16 protein-coding genes and 2 pseudogenes are annotated in these 16,723 nt (G+C 71.5%); 11 read left to right on the top strand and 7 right to left on the bottom strand.

Annotated features, from left to right (window positions below):
* Nucleotides 1-36 precede the first annotated feature (36 nt).
* Both ACZ418_RS18165 and ACZ418_RS18160 read right to left on the bottom strand, forming a co-directional pair.
* Nucleotides 37-909 carry a trypsin-like serine protease gene (locus tag ACZ418_RS18165; RefSeq protein ID WP_468363512.1) on the bottom strand — a complete coding sequence of 291 codons (873 nt, stop codon included), beginning with the start codon at nucleotides 907-909 and terminating at the stop codon, nucleotides 37-39.
* A 97-nt stretch (nucleotides 910-1,006) separates the two neighbouring features.
* Nucleotides 1,007-1,438: pseudogene (locus ACZ418_RS18160) on the bottom strand (MmyB family transcriptional regulator); the annotation flags it as partial.
* A gap of 274 nt (nucleotides 1,439-1,712) precedes the next feature.
* On the opposite strand from ACZ418_RS18160, the gene ACZ418_RS18155 reads away from it, so the two are divergent.
* Complete coding sequence (locus ACZ418_RS18155) at nucleotides 1,713-2,123, top strand: hypothetical protein (protein WP_468363509.1); 411 nt, start codon at nucleotides 1,713-1,715, stop codon at nucleotides 2,121-2,123.
* A gap of 62 nt (nucleotides 2,124-2,185) precedes the next feature.
* On the opposite strand, the gene ACZ418_RS18150 is transcribed toward ACZ418_RS18155, so the two are convergent.
* Entirely contained in the window at nucleotides 2,186-3,472 is a 1,287-nt protein-coding gene (locus ACZ418_RS18150) for a COG1361 family protein (RefSeq protein ID WP_468363506.1), read from the bottom strand.
* A gap of 539 nt (nucleotides 3,473-4,011) precedes the next feature.
* Nucleotides 4,012-4,614 (bottom strand): Rv1733c family protein, encoded by a 603-nt coding sequence (locus tag ACZ418_RS18145; RefSeq protein ID WP_468363503.1) that lies wholly within the window; start codon nucleotides 4,612-4,614, stop codon nucleotides 4,012-4,014.
* Between the two features lie 407 nt (nucleotides 4,615-5,021).
* On the opposite strand from ACZ418_RS18145, the gene ACZ418_RS18140 reads away from it, so the two are divergent.
* Together ACZ418_RS18140 and ACZ418_RS18135 are read left to right on the top strand one after the other, a co-directional pair.
* On the top strand, nucleotides 5,022-5,534 hold the full coding sequence (locus ACZ418_RS18140) for a pyridoxamine 5'-phosphate oxidase family protein (protein WP_468363500.1): 513 nt from the start codon (nucleotides 5,022-5,024) through the stop codon (nucleotides 5,532-5,534).
* 297 nt (nucleotides 5,535-5,831) lie between these two features.
* The gene (locus ACZ418_RS18135) at nucleotides 5,832-6,644 is read left to right on the top strand and encodes a serine hydrolase (protein ID WP_468363497.1); all 813 of its coding nucleotides are present in this window, start codon (nucleotides 5,832-5,834) and stop codon (nucleotides 6,642-6,644) included.
* Nucleotides 6,645-6,648: 4 nt separating this feature from the next.
* Here ACZ418_RS18135 and ACZ418_RS18130 read toward each other — a convergent pair whose 3' ends face one another.
* A complete protein-coding gene (locus tag ACZ418_RS18130; protein WP_468363494.1) occupies nucleotides 6,649-6,771 on the bottom strand; it encodes a hypothetical protein in 123 nt (40 codons plus the stop codon).
* A 456-nt stretch (nucleotides 6,772-7,227) separates the two neighbouring features.
* Here ACZ418_RS18130 and ACZ418_RS18125 point away from each other — a divergent pair, with 456 nt between their 5' ends.
* On the top strand, nucleotides 7,228-7,458 hold the full coding sequence (locus ACZ418_RS18125; protein ID WP_388629609.1) for a response regulator transcription factor: 231 nt from the start codon (nucleotides 7,228-7,230) through the stop codon (nucleotides 7,456-7,458).
* A 31-nt stretch (nucleotides 7,459-7,489) separates the two neighbouring features.
* Here the strand turns inward: ACZ418_RS18125 and ACZ418_RS18120 are convergent, their stop codons facing one another.
* Entirely contained in the window at nucleotides 7,490-9,295 is a 1,806-nt protein-coding gene (locus ACZ418_RS18120; RefSeq protein ID WP_468363490.1) for an alkaline phosphatase family protein, read from the bottom strand.
* A gap of 247 nt (nucleotides 9,296-9,542) precedes the next feature.
* Here ACZ418_RS18120 and ACZ418_RS18115 point away from each other — a divergent pair, with 247 nt between their 5' ends.
* Both ACZ418_RS18115 and ACZ418_RS18110 read left to right on the top strand, forming a co-directional pair.
* A complete protein-coding gene (locus ACZ418_RS18115) occupies nucleotides 9,543-9,956 on the top strand; it encodes an SRPBCC family protein (protein ID WP_468363487.1) in 414 nt (137 codons plus the stop codon).
* A 42-nt stretch (nucleotides 9,957-9,998) separates the two neighbouring features.
* Nucleotides 9,999-10,229 carry a hypothetical protein gene (locus tag ACZ418_RS18110; RefSeq protein ID WP_468363484.1) on the top strand — a complete coding sequence of 77 codons (231 nt, stop codon included), beginning with the start codon at nucleotides 9,999-10,001 and terminating at the stop codon, nucleotides 10,227-10,229.
* A gap of 54 nt (nucleotides 10,230-10,283) precedes the next feature.
* Here ACZ418_RS18110 and ACZ418_RS18105 read toward each other — a convergent pair.
* Nucleotides 10,284-10,596: pseudogene (locus ACZ418_RS18105) on the bottom strand (sugar phosphate isomerase/epimerase family protein); the annotation flags it as partial.
* 327 nt (nucleotides 10,597-10,923) lie between these two features.
* On the opposite strand from ACZ418_RS18105, the gene ACZ418_RS18100 reads away from it, so the two are divergent.
* The 5 genes from ACZ418_RS18100 to ACZ418_RS18080 all read left to right on the top strand — a co-directional run bounded on the left by ACZ418_RS18100 (nucleotide 10,924) and on the right by ACZ418_RS18080 (nucleotide 16,704).
* On the top strand, nucleotides 10,924-12,468 hold the full coding sequence (locus ACZ418_RS18100; RefSeq protein WP_468363482.1) for a hypothetical protein: 1,545 nt from the start codon (nucleotides 10,924-10,926) through the stop codon (nucleotides 12,466-12,468).
* Between the two features lie 144 nt (nucleotides 12,469-12,612).
* Complete coding sequence (locus ACZ418_RS18095; RefSeq protein ID WP_468363479.1) at nucleotides 12,613-13,701, top strand: NADH-quinone oxidoreductase subunit B family protein; 1,089 nt, start codon at nucleotides 12,613-12,615, stop codon at nucleotides 13,699-13,701.
* A gap of 63 nt (nucleotides 13,702-13,764) precedes the next feature.
* Nucleotides 13,765-15,558, top strand: a complete 1,794-nt coding sequence (locus tag ACZ418_RS18090) for a nickel-dependent hydrogenase large subunit (protein WP_468363477.1) — start codon at nucleotides 13,765-13,767, stop codon at nucleotides 15,556-15,558.
* The gene (locus ACZ418_RS18085; protein WP_468363474.1) at nucleotides 15,551-16,111 is read left to right on the top strand and encodes a NifU family protein; all 561 of its coding nucleotides are present in this window, start codon (nucleotides 15,551-15,553) and stop codon (nucleotides 16,109-16,111) included. The genes ACZ418_RS18090 and ACZ418_RS18085 overlap by 8 nt, the downstream gene beginning before the upstream one ends.
* Nucleotides 16,108-16,704: a DUF5947 family protein gene (locus ACZ418_RS18080; protein ID WP_468363471.1), complete on the top strand. Its 597-nt coding sequence runs from the start codon at nucleotides 16,108-16,110 to the stop codon at nucleotides 16,702-16,704. The genes ACZ418_RS18085 and ACZ418_RS18080 overlap by 4 nt, the downstream gene beginning before the upstream one ends.
* Nucleotides 16,705-16,723: the final 19 nt, after the last annotated feature.

The raw sequence follows: 16,723 nt of genomic DNA, 5'->3' as shown, positions 1-16,723 counted from the left end.
TCCGTCAACGGTCCGTCGCGCGCGGGCCGTTCACCCTCAGGGCAGTTTCACGAACGGTGCCAGGAAGGCCCGGGCTTCGGGCGTGTCGAGGCGGTAGCTGACGTTGGTGGCGTAGCAGGGGGTGTCGCCGGTGATGGTCGTGGCGGCGAGGACGTTCTTTCCGCCGATGACCGCGAAGTTGGGACCGCCGGAGTCGCCGTAGCAGGCACCTCCGTTGCCCTGGGGAGCCGTCATGGCGAGCCGGACCCAGGCCGCGTTGAGGGCGTCGAAGGTCACGGGTGCCTTCATGCGGACGCCTCCGCCGGGATGGGTCTGGCCGCCCGGACCGTTGGCAGCCTCCTGGGTGCCGTACCCGGCCACGAACCAGTCGGTGGAGTTCAGGCCCTGGGGGGCGAGCGCGCCCAGTTGGTTCTCGGTGGGCAGGCGGGCCGGGGTGAAGGACCAGCGGGAGGCCACCTTGGCGGCGGGCAGTTCGATCACCGCCATGTCGTGTGGATCGGAGGCGGGGCCCGGATAGGCGGGGTGGGTGTGCGCGACGCCCTCGACGGCCACGGCGTTCGCCTGCGCTGCCGGGTCGCCCGGGTACTTCTTCGCTGCGGCGTCGAGTCCCGACTGGACGTCCTGGTCGAGCGACACATAGAACCGGACGCCGGCCGGCCAGTCGCTGGTGCAGTGCGCCGCGGTCAGGAAGGTGTTCGCGTCGATCATCGTGCCGGAACACACCCAGTCGACGCGGTCCGGGGTAGCCGGGTCGTTGTCGTCGTCCCAGGTGGCCACGAGCGCCCCGACCTCGGTGCGTTCGGGTGCGGGCGTGGCGTTGTAGGAGTTGATCGCGGAGGAGGGCAGCGCGACGGCGAGCACGGTGGCGCAGGCCGCTGCGGTGACGGCGGTGACGCGTAGAGCGGTCAAGAAGAACCCCTTCACTGGGTGTGTGGGACAGGTGTTCTCCTGTGGGAGGTAGGAGCATTGAAGTGGGTGTGGCGGCCCGGGACAAGACCGCGGCGGGCTAGGCGGGCTCCTGGTCGTCCCGGTGTGCCGCGGCCGTGGCCAGGGCCTGCTGGGTCGCGGGGTCGGCCGGCAGGAACGCCTCCAGTTTCAGCTCGGCGAGGGTGATGTCGACGGCGGTGGCGAAGGTCGTCACGGTCGTCATCAGCCGCAGCTCGCCGCACGAGGAGCGCAGGCGCAGCGGGTCCGCGAACCCGAGATGATCGGCTGACGGCTCCAACTCGGGGATGTACTCGCTGAGTTCGTCCCGCAGCTCGGGCAGGTGGCCGAGGCGGGCCAGGATGTGCCGGGACCACTCGGCGAGATTGGCGATGCGCGGGGCCAGCCCCTGCGGATGCAGTGCGAGCCGGTAGACGTTCGTGCCGGGGCCGACGAGTTCCGGGGCCGCGCCCTCGGTGAGCACGTCGAACGCCTCGTTCGCGGCGATCAGTTCACAAACGAGTCGCCGCCCTGATCCCGGCTCTGAAGGCGGCGGCCGCGGCCGCCGCGCCGGCGGTGCAGCGGGCCCGAGAGGACACGGTGGCCTGAGCGGCACCGTCTTGCACCCTTCGGACGGCCCCTGGGGACAGCCAGGCCACCTTCCATCCCTACGGGTGAATCGGCGGATGGATGTCCGGACTGCTCCCGCCCTGTGCGGTGTGCTGAGCCACGCAGCCCTGAGGCCGTCACAGGGCCCGGCCGTATCCAGGACAGGGAGAGCGGGACGTATGGGAGTCTTCGTTCTGTGCGCGTGGCTGCTGACCGCCGGGCTGGGCAGATACCTCGCCACGGTGTGGGTCCGGCACGGCGGACTGCGGCAGCGCACGCCCGGGGTGACGCGGCTGCCGCTGTGGCTCGTGCTCGGGCATGTGGCCCTCGCCGTGGCCGGACTCGCCGCCTGGACCGCCTATGTGGTGGGAGGGGTGCGGAGTTCAGCCTGGGCCGCGTGCGCGGTCGTGCTGGTCGTGGCCGCGTTCGGCTTCATGATGCTGCTGCGCCGGCTGCCCAGTTCCGGACGCCACTCCCACGGGGACGCCACGGCCGAGCGGCACTTCCCGCTCACGGCCGTGGTCGCCCATGGCACGACCGCCGGCGCCACCGTGCTGCTGGTGCTTCTCGTCGTCCTGCACAAGGCCTGAGCGGTCGGGCCGCGCGCGGCCCGGGCCGACGCACCGCAGGGGCGTGGGCGGGAGCCCGGGTGTCACTTCCCGGTGGGCCTGCGGCGTACGGCCACCAGCACGAGCCCGCCGGCCGCCGCCGCGGCCACCGCGCCGGCGGCCAGCATCGGCACACCGTCGCTGCCCGTGGCCGCGAGGCTGCCGTCGGCGCCGGTGGAACCGCTCGTTCCGGACACGCCCGACAGGGAACCGGAGCTGCCCGACGTGCCTGAGGTGGAAGACGTTCCGGAGGTACCGGACGTACCCGAGGTGCCGGTCGTGCCCGTCGTGCCGGAACCGCCGGTCGACTGGCCATGCGGGTCGTTCCCCTCACCGCCGGTGGCGGTTCCGGTGCCGCCGTCACCGGAGTTGCCACCGTCCGCGCTGCCACCGGAGGTGCCGATGCCCGGCTCGCCGTCCCGGGTCACGTCGACGTTCAGGTAGGCCGTGTCGTTCGCCGGGTTCGTGTCGAACGCCGGGTGGATGCCGTACACGGAACTGGCCGTCACCTCGCCCCGGGTGTCCTGCGCCGTCTTGCCGATCTGCAGGACGAAGGTGTAGTCGAGGGACTGGTCGACCTCGATGGTGTGGTCGCCGGGCGCGCACACGTACGCGGAGTGGCCCGGCGCGGACGGGCCGGTCGGGCCGTCGATCCCGAACGGCTCGCATTCCTGGGGCACTTCGACGGCGACGGTGCCCTGCGGGATGCGCACCATCAGGGCCGGCTGGTCGTCGCTCTCCTGGTTCCGGATCCAGCCGGGGCCGTTGTTGCGCAGCGTCGCCGTGACGGTCACCCGGCTGCCGGGCGCGCCTTCGGCCAGGTCGCCCTGCGCCTCGAGGTCGGCCGTGCTGTCCGCGGTCAGGGCCAGCCGCCGGTAACTGTCGTCGAAGCCCTCCCCGGGGGCCGCGCCGGTGGCGCCGGTGCCGTACTCGACGGCCTCCATCAGCGCCTTGGGCAGCGCCTTGAACCGTACCGGCGTGGTGAGGGAGGCACCGGGCTCGACGACCGTGTGCAGCTCGCACAGCGCCTGCCTGACCTGGTCGGCGAGGGTCGAGTAGGTGCAGCCGTCGACGTGCGCCGGGAAGTCGAGCCCTCTGGTCAGCCGGATCCGGAAGGTCACTCCGTCCGCCGCCGCCGTGCCCCTGTTGGTGATGGTGACGGAGTGGTCGTACACCTCTCCCGGCTTGGGAGCGGCGGCCGGCAGCGTGGAGACCACCAGATCGGGGGCCGGGTCCTCGGCGTGCGCCACGGGTGCGGCGAACACGGGAAGGCCGATGCCGATCGCGGCGGCGGCCACGCCGGTCACCGCGGGACGGAAGGTTGAGCGCACGACGTGTCTCTCCTCGGAGGTCCAGGCATGTCCCGGCCTGTCGGCCGGCTGATCATGTACTGGACACTCGGAAAGCCCCGGAGGTTGTACGGGGCCGCTCCGCCCGGCCCGTGGCCGCCCCGTGCCCGGCGCCGTACGACGAGCGTGCCCACCTCGAAGGACCTCTCGGTCGCCTCCGAGGTGGGTGCCGGATGGGAACGGCCCGCGCAGACCGACAAGTTGACGATGAGGCGCCCGGGAGCGGGTCGGCAGGCCTCCGTCCCTCCATGAGCGATGTCTCGCGGCTCGCGTCCGGTCATGCGACGGAGCGCCCGTGAGATGCGGGAACGCCTCTTTCGGGGGACGGGCCGGAAGCTGACCGCGCAGGGCTGCCGGGCCTGGTGGGACGGCGGTTTCCGTGGTGTGCTGGTAGTGGCGGGAAGGACCGAGAACAGACGCGGGGAAGCGGCCCACAGCCGTGCACCGCGCAATCCGGATCCGCGAGAAGTGGATGGCCCTTCCCGCCCTCTCGTCCCGTCTCGTGGCTCGGTGTCGTGTGCTCAGCCTCGTCCGCCGCTGAGGTTCCCCCACCGCGGACCGATCTGCTTCCACTCCTCGTCCCACTCAGCCATGCGCCGCTTGATCAGCCGGCTGCGGACCACCCAGCCCGCGCCCCAGACCGCCGCGCCGGCCGACGGGGCGACGAGGACGCCGGTGAGGGCCGCCTGCAGATCGGCGGCAGCGCCGGTGACCGGCGCGGAGACCACGTGCCCCGCGCGGTTGGTCCACACGGTCACCTGGGATCCGGTGGGGGCGCCCGGGACGACCTTGGCCCGGTCGGTGTGCACGGTGCCGTGGGCGTCCGTCCAGCGCACGTTGGCCCACACCCGCCCGTCGTCGTAGCCGGTCCCGGAGGCCGGGGTTCGCGCCGCGCCGTCGGTGAGCACGGCGGACACCGCGTGCACCTGGGCCTCGCGGGCGGAGAACGCCGCGCCGGCGGTCTGGGCCGCCGCGAGACCGGCGGCTGCTCCGCCGAGGACGGCGATCACCCAGGTCACAAGGACGAACCAGGCCTCGACGACGTCACTGTGCCGCCGGAGCGGATTGCGTCGCCAGCGCCACAGCCGTACCTGGGTGGCCGTCGTGGGAGGTGTCCGGTTCATCGTCACCGCCTCCTCTCGCACACCGGCGGCCTCGCCGCACCCACGCCGCGTACCCTCGCCCGGCGGAATCGTGCCGGGCGGGCGGCGAGCGGGCTCGGGGCGGTCTCCCGGACCCGGCCGTCGAGTGTCACCTCACCATCGTGCACCTCAATCCGGATGTCGGCGGGGTGAGCGCGAAAGCGGCTCCCGACGACTGCGCGCCATCCCCTGCCAGCCGGCGGAATGGGGACGTCCGGCCCTGCCGCCGTGGGCCGAAGGACACTGGGTGGACGACGTGGGTCGCGCGACAGTGGGTTCAGGAGCGGCACCGATCCCCCGTGGTGCCGCTCCGCCCCCCGGATCGCCGCCGTGCGCCGGGGCCGACGAGAGACGGGGAGAGTCACGCAGCACCCGCGAAGAAGCCTGGAATGATCGGTAACGGCGAGCCGGCGCACCGGCGCATCGACCTCGATCCCGTGGAGGCGCTGCGGCTGCTGGACAGTGTGTCCCTGGGGCGGATCGTCTTCACGCGGCAGGCGCTGCCCACCGTCCGCCCGGTCAATCATGTCCTCGACGGCGGCGACATCGTGATCCGCACCCACGAGGGCGCTGCGCTGACCGCGCACACGCAGCACGGCGGAGGCGAGGGTGTGGTGGTCGCCTACGAGGCCGACGCGATCGACCCGGACACGCATCTGGGCTGGAGCGTGGTGGTCACGGGCTATGCCCGGCTCGTCACGGATCCCGCGGACCTGGCCCGGGTCCGGACGCTGCTCACCCCCTGGGCGCCGGAGGAGGGGATGGACCACGCCGTGCGCATCCGCCCCTCTCTGGTGACGGGCGTGCTCCTCACCGACACGCCGGCCGGGTCCGCGAAGGGCTCCGTGCGGCCGGCGCCTCGGAGGCCGGGTCGGTCCGGTACGAGGGCCAGGACGGCGTGAGCGGCAGATCGTCGGTGTAGGCGTTCACCGGCTGTGCCTGGACGGTGATGGCGAGGCACACGGTGCGCCAGGACCGACGGGGACGACCGTCACGCCGTCGAACACACCGACCAGTTCATCCGCCTTTTCCATGATCACTCCGGATGCGCCCGCCACCGCCCCGCATAGACCCGCGCCTGGTGGTCGCGATGCGTCCCATTGGCGGCGTCGGTGGCTCTTCTCACAATTCGCCATGAACAGGCCCGAACGTGACCGCCGCCACGTCGGCCGGCGCACGTTTTGTCTACGTTCGACGCCATGCCGTCTCACCCCTCCCTCACCACCGCACGCACGCGGGCCGGCGCCCTGCTGGCCTCGGTCGCGGCCCTCGTCTCCGTCGGCGCGCTGCACCCGGCACCGGCCGCGGCCGCTTCCGCCTCCCCGCACGCCACGGCGGCCGTGCTCGACCTGGACGGCGCAGGCCGCACCCCCGTGATCCACGGGGAGGACACCGCCTACGACACCGCCAGCATCGTCAAGGTCGACATCCTCGCGGCGCTGCTGCTCAAGGCACAGGACGCGGGGCGGCAGCTCACCGCCGGCGAGCGTCGCCACGCCGAGCCGATGATCGAGCGCAGCGACAACACGGCGGCCAACGCGCTGTGGCGCGAGATCGGCCAGGCCTCCGGGCTGGCGGCGGCCAACAAACGGCTGGGACTGACCTCGACGACGGGCGGGCCCGGCGTCAAGTGGGGCCTGACCCGGACGACAGCGAGCGACCAGATACGGCTGCTGCGGGCCGTGTTCGACGGCGACACGAAGGCGAAGTCCGGCTCCACCAGGAAGTCGGCCCTGAACGCGCAGTCCCGGACCTACATCCGCAGCCTCATGGGCAAGGTGATCCCGGAGCAGACGTGGGGGGTCTCGGCCGTCGGCGGCTCCGGGAGCGCGCGGGCACTGAAGAACGGCTGGCTGCAGCGCAACACCACGGGCCTGTGGGACGTCAACAGCGTCGGGCAGGTCACCGTGAAGGGACACCGCTACCTTGTCGCGGTCCTGTCGAACGGCAGCGCCTCGATGAGCGACGGGATCTCCCTGGTGGAGCGAACGGCGCGCAAGGCCGTCGCGTAGCGCCTCAGCAGTCCTGCGGGCGCCGGGGCCGGACGACGGCGGAGACCGCGAGCGCGGCGAGCGCGGCCAGGCAGAGCCAGGCGAACGTGTCGCCGATGCGGTCGTAGCCCGTGATGACGCCGTGCACGGGGCGTAGGCCACCATGGCCTGCCGGCCGGTCGTGAAGTAGTACGAGGTGGCGAGGACACGGCCCCTCGGCGTCGTAGCAGATGACGCCCGCGAGCCGGCCGTACGGTGTGCGGACGACGGGGACATGGCCGTCGCCGGGCGTGCAGCGCTCGGAACCGGGAATGGAACGGGCGTTTTGGTAGGTCCAGAGCACCCCCCGATGGACATACCCATGCCGGGCACGACCGGCGTGGGGCGACCCGGCGGACCGTGCGGGAGTGGCCGGGTCCGGGGCCGGTGCCGTCGGTTCGCGCGCGCCCTCACCTGCCGCTTCGGCAGTGGTCCAAACCATTTCCGCTTCCCTGTGACGCGCCTGTGACAGTCGGCGGACACGGCCATGACGTCCGGCGAGCAATCTGAAGGAACAAGGGCAAATCACCCTAAACGGACAGATCCCTCGCCGGAGGACAGCCCCATGATCGCCACTCTCGCCACGCCGCACACCGAAGCCCCCGCCCCCGCGCTGGCTCCGCGCGAGCGGGAGACGCTCCGGCACATCGCCGCCGGCCGCACCTATCTCCAGACCGCCCGCCACATGGGACTGTCCACCCATACCGTGGACGCCTACCTGCGCCGCATCCGGGCCAAGCTCAACATCACCAACACCGCCGAGCTGACCCGCGTCGCCATCTCCCTGGGTCTGTGAGCCGTCGAGGCCGGTCAGCCGGCGGTTCCGGTCAGCCGACGGTCAGGGAGAACGGTCCGGCGAGGACCGAGTAGCCGTCGTTGGCGAGGTAGTACACGTCGTACTTCCCCGCTCCCTTCAGTTTGCCGGTCGAGAAGGTCAGGGCGCCGCTGGCGTTCGGCGCGTAAGACCAGGTCAGCGAGGACTGCTGGCCCGGGGTGACGCCCGCCGGATAGATGCCGACCCAGTTCTTGGCGTTCACCTGGGCCGCCGACGGAACCGAGTAGCGGAACGTGACGTTGCCGCCGTCGGAGACCGCGTTCAGGTCGCCGGTGAGCGTCGGCGTGCTCGTGCCGGACGGGGCGAACGCGGCGTTGAGCGGTGTCGCGTAGGTGTCGTTGGCCGTGAGGCCGGGCAGGCCGAGGGCGGCTTCGATGGTGCGGCCGATGCCGTAGTGGTCGTAGTGGAGCGGGCTGCTGGTGCCGGCCGGGACGGTGCCCTGGGAGCCGACGACGGTGGTGACCACGTGGTTGTAGGCCTCGTTCTGGCTCTCGTCCCAGGTCAGGATCAGCAGCGAGCGCTGCTGGGTCCAGGCGGGGGAGGCGAGGACCGGCGCGAGGGTCTGCTTCAGCCAGCCGTCCTGGGTCTTCAGACTGGTGGTGTTGCCGTTGCCGGAGGCCTCGCCGTCGTAGTAGTCGTCGGCGGCGATCCAGGAGAAGTTCGGGGTGGTGGCCGCGGACTTCAGGTCGGTGGTGAGCTGCGTGGTGTCGAACAGGTGGGCCGCGCAGCGCTGGGCGTCACCGCTGATGTCGGTGTAGTTGATGAAGGGCGCGTCGTCGGGCTCGTAGTAACTGTCGTTGTTGTTCTTGGTGTTGCAGGGGGTGCCCATGCCCTGCTCGTACGCCTTCCAGGACTTGCCGGCCGCCTCCAGGGTGTCGCCGAGGTTGCGCTCGGGAGAGTTGATGTTCGGGAAGTAGGTGGCGCCCTTGGCGTAGGTGTCGCCGCCGGCTATGGCGAGGTAGTTCTCGTCGCTCGGGTGGTAGACGCCGTGGTGGTCGGTGAGCGTGGCGCCCTGGGCCATGAGGCTGTGCATGTACGGCGTGTCCGCCGGGTCGTTCATGACCTCGGAGTAGTCCGTGTTCTCCATCATGACCATGAAGACGTGGTCATAGCCGGGGACTTTGGAGACGGGCGGGGCGAGCGGTGCGGGCGCGGTGACCGGGGTGTCCAGGGTGAGGGAGAGGCTGTCGAGGTAGCCGGTCTCGCTGCTCGTCGACAGGAACTGCACCTCGACCTGGATGGAGCGGGTGCCGGCCGGGACCGCGCCGGTGGTGCTGCGCGCGAGGAACTTGGTGGCCAGGCCCCGGTCGCTCGCGGACACGGTGGGCAGCTTGGCGGCGGCGCCGACGGTACGGCCGTTCGCGTCGTGGAAGTGCAGGCTGACCGCGACGTAGCCGCTGTAGGTGGTCCAGCCGCCGAGCCAGCCGGAGAGGTCGTAGTGCACTCCCCCGCCGTCGACGGCCGAGGCGGCCGAGGAGACGTCGACGGTCTGCGTCATCGCTCCGTCACCGAAGTTGCCGGGCCCGAAGAACGCCTTGCCCGGCGTCCGGCCGTCGCTCGGCAGCCCGAAGGAGGCGACGCTGTGGCACATGACGTCCGGGCCGCCAGCCTCGGTGGTCCAGCCGGGCACCGTGGTGGCGGCCGCCCAGTCGGAGGTGCAGGTGCCGCCGCTCTCGGCGTCGCCGTTGACGATCAGGTTGCCGCTGCTCCCGGCCGCCCGGGCGGGGGCGGGAGCGACGACGACCAGGGCGCCGAGAAGGGCGACAAGCCCGCCGAGGGATCTCCAGCGCAGTCGCATACGTGGTACCTCGTCCCGTTGGTGAGGATGCCGTGACGGGTATCCCCCCGCACGGCCTGACTGTGCGCAATGAACGGGATATGAGTACTGGTCGTGGCTGTCGAGAGGAAGAACCAAGCCCAAACTTGACCAGACAAGTTCGCGGCGAGCGCAGTCCGGTGGCCGCACCGGGGACAGCGGGCTTTTCGGTCGCCGCGAAAGGGGCACGCGGTCGGAGTACGACTTCTCAGCGGAGGGCGGAAGAACCATGACCGAGTACGAATGGTCCCGCACGATGCCCGCACAGCCCGAGCAGGTCTTCGACCAGGCGTCCAACCTGGGCCAGCTCGACGCATGGCTCCCGGCCGCCCTGCACGTGGAGGCCGAGGAACCGCCCGCCGTCACGGTGCACGAGGACCGCTCCGGCCAGGACATGGCCGCCCTGCTGCGGGCCCAGCCCGACCAGATGCGCCTGGAGTGGGGCACCCGGGAGCAGGGCAGCTACACCGGCTGGCTGCAGGTCTCCGGCATCGGCAGCGGGGCCAGCGAGGTGACCGTGCACCTGTCGTTCTTCGACCCCGGTGACGATCCCGGCGAGGAGGCGGTGTTCGACGCGCTGGACGGCAGTCTGCGGCGCCTGGAGGCGCAGGTGCGCATGCGCGTCGAGAACGCGGCCGGCTGAGGCGTCGACCCCGATGCCGGCCGGCCTGTTTTCCTTCGGGAAGTGCTGGGGCCCCGGGGGCTGGAGGTGATCGTCGTGCCCGAACCCGGCAGCAAGAAGTACGACACCCGCAGGGCGCGGCTGCGCAAGGAGGCGGAGCGTTCCGGTGTCTCCGACCAGGACGCGAACACCGCCGCGAACGAGTCCCTGCAGGAGGAGCCGCAGTGGCGCAGCCGGGGCCCGAAGACGGAACGTGGCCGTGGCCCGAAGAGCGAGCGCCCGAAGAACGAATAGGCGTGCGCAGGGCCTCCCCGGACGCTCCGGGGAGGCCCTGCGTGGCACAGGCCGTCAGCGGCGCAGGGCCGCCAGATTGCGGTAGCCGATGGCCGCGTGCTGCAGGGACTGCGCCGGGTCGGTGGCGCTCGGGGCGTTGTCCTGCTCGACCGTCGGGTTGTGACAGGTGCGGTGACCCACCCGGGAGAAGAACGTGGCGTAGTCGATCGCGCCGGTACCGAACGGGACCATGTCGTAGCCCATCCCATTGGTCGTGTTGACGGCGCTGTCCTCGGCGTGGAAGAGCGGGTAGCGCTTGTCGTGGCGGGTGACACTGGGCGACGTGGGCCCAGAAGACATCCATCTCCAGCCAGATCAGCTGCGGGTCGGCCGGCCGGCCCGGCAGGTTCTTCAGGGCGTCGAACACGTCCGGTTCCTCTCCGTCGGTCGCCTGCGCTGACCGGACCGTGATCCCTCGCCTGCGCTGACCGGACCGTGATCCCCACGCGTGCCGGGGCGCGGAAGGCGGATCCCGGCGGCGTTCGAAGTTTCGGGGGCGGCGGCCGCGGCGCGCGCAACCCGGGTGTTTCGCGGGACCCGTCCACTCGCCGTCCCCTGGGCGGCGCAATGGCGGTGCGTCGGACGAGCGCGGAGCCGTGACGGGTGTGACGGTGGTGAAAGGAATGCGCGAGTGAACCGGTGACGAGGAGGCGGCATGTCGGACCGGGCCGGCGTGGGCGGTGTGGGGCTCGCTGCCGTGGTGGACGAGGACGGCGTCGGTGAGTCCTGCGATCCCTTCGAGCGGGTCGGCGCGGTAGCGGACGCCGTGCTCTACGAGGGGTACCTGCTCTACCCGTACCGCCGGTCCTCGCCGAAGAACCGGGTCCGCTGGCAGTTCGGCGTGCTGCTGCCCCGCGACTGGGTCGAGCGGGACGGGCCGGTCACGCCGGGGCTCTCCGGCTCCGCGGACTCCTGGCACCAGCAGACCGAGTGCCTGGTGCGAACGACGCGCGCCGACGCGGTCGTACGGGTCCGGGTGCGCTGTCTGCAGATGCAGGACAAGCAGGTCGAGGCCGCCGGCCCGGACGGACGGTACCGCCCGGTCGAGTGGCTGCGGACGGCCGACGGTGCCACGCATCTGTCCTTCGAGGAGGCGGTGCCGCGCGAGACCGAGCTGGTGCTGCCGCTGCAGGAGTTGCTGCTCGGCGGTCGTACCGCCCTGGTGGGCGCGGCCGCCGGCACGGATGCCGAGGCGCTGCCGGACGGGGCCGGGCGGACGGTGCGGCGGCGCCGGGAGCTGCGGGCCGTGACGACGGTCGAGGCCGAGCCGCTCGCGCCGGAGCTGTACCGGTTGCGGGTGCGCACCGAGAACACCGGCGAGGTGACGGATCCACAGGCCCCGCGCACCGAGGCGCTGCGGCAGGCCCTCCTCGCCACGCACACCCTCGTCGGCGGGGACGGCCTGGAGTTCGCCTCGCTGATCGATCCGCCCGCCGCTCTGGCGCAACACGCGCGGGGCTGCCGGAACGCGTTCACCTTCCCCGTGCTCGCCGGCCCGCCCCAGCAGGGCACGACCGGCGCCGTCATGCTCTCCGCCCCCATCATCCTGCCGGACTGGCCCCAGGTGGCACCGGAGAGCCCGGGCGATCTGCACGACGCGGCGGAGATCGACGAGATCCTCACCCTGCGCACGATGCTGCTGACCGACGAGGAGAAGGCCGAGGCCCGGGCCACCGATCCACGGGCGGCGCAGATCCTCGACCGGGTCGACACCATGCCCCGGGAGGTCTTCGCCCGACTGCACGGCGCCATCCGCTCCCTGACCCCGGCGCAGACCCGGTCCGCCGCCGAGCGGCCCGCCTGGTGGCAGGAGGGCGGCGATGCCGGGCTGTCCCCGTCGACCGACACGGTGCTCGTGGACGGCGTGCCCGTCGGCGGCGGCAGCCGGGTACGGCTGCGTCCGCGCGTCCGGGGCGCCGACGCCCAGGACATGTTCCTGGAGGGACGGACCGCGCAGGTCGCCGCCGTCTTCCACGACGTGGACGCCGACGTGCACCTGGCCGTCACCGTGGACGACGATCCCGCGGCCGAACTGCACGGCTGGTACGGCCGTTTCCACTACTTCCGGCCCGACGAGGTCGAACCCCTCGGCGACTCCGGCGCACCGGGTCCGGTCACCTCACCCCGGCCGCAGCCCCCGCGGCCCCCCGAGCGTCCGGCCGACCGGCCGGAGGAGGGACGGTCCGATGGATGCCCCTGAGGCGCCGCGGCACGACCACCCGAGGGCCGAGCGGTTCTTCCGCCATCGGGCCGCCGCCCTCGGCCGCCCCCGGGCCCGGACCACCGTGGTCCCGGCCGAACCCTACGACCGACCCCGAGACCGGCAGCGACGGAGGCCGCAGCGATGACCACACAGAGCGGTACCACCGATGTCCACGGCGAGCCCAGCGGGGCCGAGGCGCGGAAGGGATTCGACGAGATCACCATCCTCTGGATCTCGGAGGGCATGAGCTGCGACGGCGACACCGTGTCGCTGACCGCGGCCGGCCAGCCGTCCATCGAGGACGTCGTGCTGGGCCTCATCCCGGGCCTGCCGAAGGTGAACCTCGTCAACAAGGTGCTCTCGCCGAGCCTGGGCGGCGAGGACTTCCTCGCTCCGTACCGGGCCGCGGCACGGGGCGAGCTGGAGCCGTTCATCCTCGTCATCGAGGGTTCGATCCCGAACCAGAACATCATCAAGGGCGACGGCTACTGGACGTCGTTCGGCAACGACCCCGACACCGGTGAGCCGCAGACCCTGAACCGGTGGATCGACCAGCTCGCACCCAGGGCCTGGGCGGTGGTGGCGGCCGGCACGTGTGCCACCTTCGGCGGTATCCACGCCATGGCCGGCAACCCGACCGGCTGCATGGGCCTCGCGGACTATCTGGGCTGGGAGTTCAAGGCGCGGTCGGGGCTCCCGGTGGTCAATGTGCCCGGCTGTCCCATCCAGCCGGAGAACTTCATGGAGACCCTGGTCTGGGTGCTCCAGCACGCGGCCGGTGCCGCTCCCCCGCCGCCGCTGGACCACATGCTGCGCCCGCAGTGGCTCTTCGGGAAGACCGTGCACGAGGGCTGCGACCGGGCCGCGTACTACGAGCAGGCCGATTTCGCGAGGGACTACAACTCCCCCAAGTGCCAGGTGAAGGTCGGCTGCTGGGGCCCGGTGGTCAACTGCAACGTGCCCAAGCGGGGCTGGATGGCCGGCATCGGCGGCTGCCCGAACGTCGGCGGCATCTGCATCGGCTGCACGATGCCCAGCTTCCCCGACGCCTTCATGCCGTTCATGGACGAACCCCCCGGCGGCACGCTGTCGACCATGCTCGTCAAGCCGTACGGAGCCGTCGTGCGCCGGCTGCGCGGCCTGACCAACGACGTGGTGAACCACGAGCCCAAGTGGCGCCACAACAAGCGCAAGCTGACCAGCGGTTACGACCCGCACTGGCGTGCCTGACGCCGTCCGTCCCCGTCCCGCCACCGAACCGCCCGACCCGAACAGCGAGGGGCAGTACCGCAGATGACCACCACCGAGTCCCGGCCCACAGAACGCAAACCCGCCCAGATCGTCGACATGTCCTGGGATCCGATCACCCGGATCATCGGCAACCTGGGCATCTACACGAAGATCGACTTCGCCAACCGGGAAGTCGTCGAGTGCCACAGCACCTCGTCGCTCTTCCGCGGCTATTCGGTGTTCATGAAGGGCAAGGACCCGCGTGACGCCGGGTTCATCACCTCGCGGATCTGCGGCATCTGCGGCGACAACCACACCACCTGCTCCAACTACGCCCAGCAGATGGCCTACGGCGTCAAGCCGCCCAAGCTGGCCGAGCACATCACCAACCTGGGCGAGGCGGCGGAGTACATCTTCGACCACACGATCTTCCAGGACAACCTGGTCTTCGTGGACTTCTGCGAGGCGATGGTCAAGGCCACCAACCCCGGCGTCATGGCCCGCGCCGAGCGCACCGACGCACCGCGCGGGGGCGTCCACGGCTACCGGACGATCGCCGACATCATGAAGGCCTTCAATCCCTTCGAGGGCGAGGTCTACAAGGAGGCGCTGAAGGTCAGCCGGATCACCCGGGAGATGTTCTGTCTGATGGAGGGGCGGCATGTGCACCCCTCCACGATGTACCCGGGCGGGGTCGGCACGATGCCGCAGCCGAACACCTTCACCGACTACCTCAGCCGCCTGATGCGGGTCATCGACTTCATCAAGAAGGCGGTGGCGATGAACGACGACGTCTTCGACTTCTTCTACGAGGCCCTGCCCGGGTACGAGGAGGTCGGCAAGCGCCGGATCCTGCTGGGCTGCTGGGGCGCCTTCCAGAACCCGGACGTCGTCGACTACCGCTATGCGTCGATGAACGAGTGGGGCCGGGCGATGTACGTCACCCCCGGCATCATCGTGGACGGCAAGCTGGTCACCAACAACCTGATCGACATCAACCTCGGGCTGCGCATCATGCTGGGCAGTTCCTTCTACGAGGACTGGGTGAACGAGGAGCCGTTCGTCACCCACGACCCGCTCGGCAACCCCGTCGACATGCGCCACCCGTGGAATCAGACCACGGTCCCGGTGCCGCAGAAGCGCGACTTCGACGGCAACTACAGCTGGGTGATGAGCCCGCGCTGGCACCACCCGCAGACCGGCGAGCACCTCGCCCTGGACACCGGCGGCGGTCCGCTGGCCCGGCTGTGGTCCACCGCGCTCAGCGGCCTGGTCGACACGCCGTACGTCAAGGCGACCGGCGGCAGCGTCCGCATCACCCTGCCCAAGGGCGAGAAGCTGCCGGAGCAGACCCTGGAGTGGCGCATCCCGAAGTGGAGCAACACCCTCGAACGGGACCGCGCCCGGCCGTACTTCATCGCCTACGCCGCCGCCATGGCCCTGCAGTTCCTGGAGGAGGCCATGGGGATGCTCAGGAGCGGCGACACGAAGGTGTTCGAGAACTTCGAGGTGCCGGAGGAGTCGATCGGCTGCGGCTTCCACGAGGCGGTGCGCGGGGTCCTCTCCCACCATCTGGTGATTCGCGACAAGAAGATCGCCAACTACCACCCGTACCCGCCGACCCCGTGGAACGCCAGTCCCCGGGACAGCTACGGCACCCCGGGCCCGTACGAGGACGCCGTCCAGGGCCAGCCGATCTTCGAGGAGAACGGGCCCGACGACTTCAAGGGCGTCGACATCATGCGCACCGTGCGCAGCTTCGACCCCTGTCTGCCGTGTGGTGTCCATATGTACATGGGCAAGGGCAGGACCCTGACCACCGTGCACTCGCCCACGTACGGAGCCAACCATGGCTGACACCGCCGTACGGCTCCCCGACCCGGCGGTGGAGGCGCGGCTCGCCCGTCTCGACGAGGTCCTGGCCGGGCTGGAGTCCGCTCCGGGCCCGGCGCTGGAGGCGGTGCGGCTGCTGACCGAGGTCTACGGCGAGGCCCTCGCCCGGGTGCTGGACCACGCGGACGAGGGGCTGCGGGAGCGGCTCGCCGAGGACGAACTGCTCGCGCATCTCCTCGTCCTGCACGACATCCATCCGGAGCCTGCGGAGCGCAGGGCCGCACGCGCGGTGGAGAAGCTGCGGCCGGCGGTGCGCGAGCGCGGCGGTGACCTGGAGTGGGCCGGTGTCGACGGACAGGTGGCGCGGGTGCGGCTGACCTCCGGCGGCGGTTGCGGTGCCGGGTGCGGCGGCGGCTCTTCGGAGGTCGGCGAGGCGGTCCGGGCGGCGGTGCTGGCCGTCGCTCCCGAGCTGACCTCGGTGGAGACGGCGCCGGGCACCGCCGAGCGGAAGACGGCGCCCGCGTTCGTACCGCTGAGCACGATCAAGCGCCGGGCCGTGCCCGAGGAGGCGCGGTGAGGATGGACGGCGCACTCGCCCGGGTCATCCGCTCCGCAGCCGACCGCGCGGCGACGGCCGAGGCCGAGGTCTGCGAGCTGTGCGCCGCCCGCCTGGCCGTCGAACATCCCCATCTCTACGACACGGGTGCCGCCGAAGTGCGGTGCGTGTGCGGTCCCTGCTCGGTGCTGTTCGCCGACGACGAGGCGAGCGAGGGCCGCTACCGGCGAGTGCCCCGGCGCCGGCTGCGGCTGCCGCCGGTCGACACGGCGGTGCTGGGCGTCCCGGTGGGTCTGGTGTTCTTCGTGCCGCACTCCGACGGCACGGTCACCGCGCAGGGGCCGAGCCCGGCCGGGGCCATGCGGTGGGAGGTGGATGCCGCGGCCTGGCAGCGGCTGGCCGCCACGGTTCCGCAGCTCGCCGCCATGACACCCGATGTGGAGGCGCTGCTGGTGAACACCGTGCGCGGCCTCGACGAGCACTGGATCGTGCCGGTCGACGACTGCTACCGGATGATCGCCCTGGTCCGCCGCGAGTGGCGGGGCCTCTCCGGTGGCGGCCGGGTCTGGCCGGCCGTAGAACAGTTCTTCAGGGAGCTGACCGAACGGTCCTGAGGACCCGGAAGGAGAACCG

Source organism: Streptomyces sp. NPDC030820 (assembly GCF_055572075.1).
Note: the sequence above shows the minus strand (reverse complement) of the source record. Positions and strands in the feature narration are given on the sequence as shown.

What these genes read in the sequence shown, in the direction of transcription:
- ACZ418_RS18155 (WP_468363509.1), top strand. Translation starts at nt 1,713, where the DNA reads ATGGGAGTCTTCGTTCTGTGCGCGTGGCTGCTGACCGCCGGGCTGGGC.
- ACZ418_RS18145 (WP_468363503.1), bottom strand. Translation starts at nt 4,614, where the DNA reads ATGAACCGGACACCTCCCACGACGGCCACCCAGGTACGGCTGTGGCGC.
- ACZ418_RS18140 (WP_468363500.1), top strand. Translation starts at nt 5,022, where the DNA reads ATGATCGGTAACGGCGAGCCGGCGCACCGGCGCATCGACCTCGATCCC.
- ACZ418_RS18135 (WP_468363497.1), top strand. Translation starts at nt 5,832, where the DNA reads ATGCCGTCTCACCCCTCCCTCACCACCGCACGCACGCGGGCCGGCGCC.
- ACZ418_RS18125 (WP_388629609.1), top strand. Translation starts at nt 7,228, where the DNA reads ATGATCGCCACTCTCGCCACGCCGCACACCGAAGCCCCCGCCCCCGCG.
- ACZ418_RS18120 (WP_468363490.1), bottom strand. Translation starts at nt 9,295, where the DNA reads ATGCGACTGCGCTGGAGATCCCTCGGCGGGCTTGTCGCCCTTCTCGGC.
- ACZ418_RS18115 (WP_468363487.1), top strand. Translation starts at nt 9,543, where the DNA reads ATGACCGAGTACGAATGGTCCCGCACGATGCCCGCACAGCCCGAGCAG.
- ACZ418_RS18100 (WP_468363482.1), top strand. Translation starts at nt 10,924, where the DNA reads ATGTCGGACCGGGCCGGCGTGGGCGGTGTGGGGCTCGCTGCCGTGGTG.
- ACZ418_RS18095 (WP_468363479.1), top strand. Translation starts at nt 12,613, where the DNA reads ATGACCACACAGAGCGGTACCACCGATGTCCACGGCGAGCCCAGCGGG.
- ACZ418_RS18090 (WP_468363477.1), top strand. Translation starts at nt 13,765, where the DNA reads ATGACCACCACCGAGTCCCGGCCCACAGAACGCAAACCCGCCCAGATC.
- ACZ418_RS18085 (WP_468363474.1), top strand. Translation starts at nt 15,551, where the DNA reads ATGGCTGACACCGCCGTACGGCTCCCCGACCCGGCGGTGGAGGCGCGG.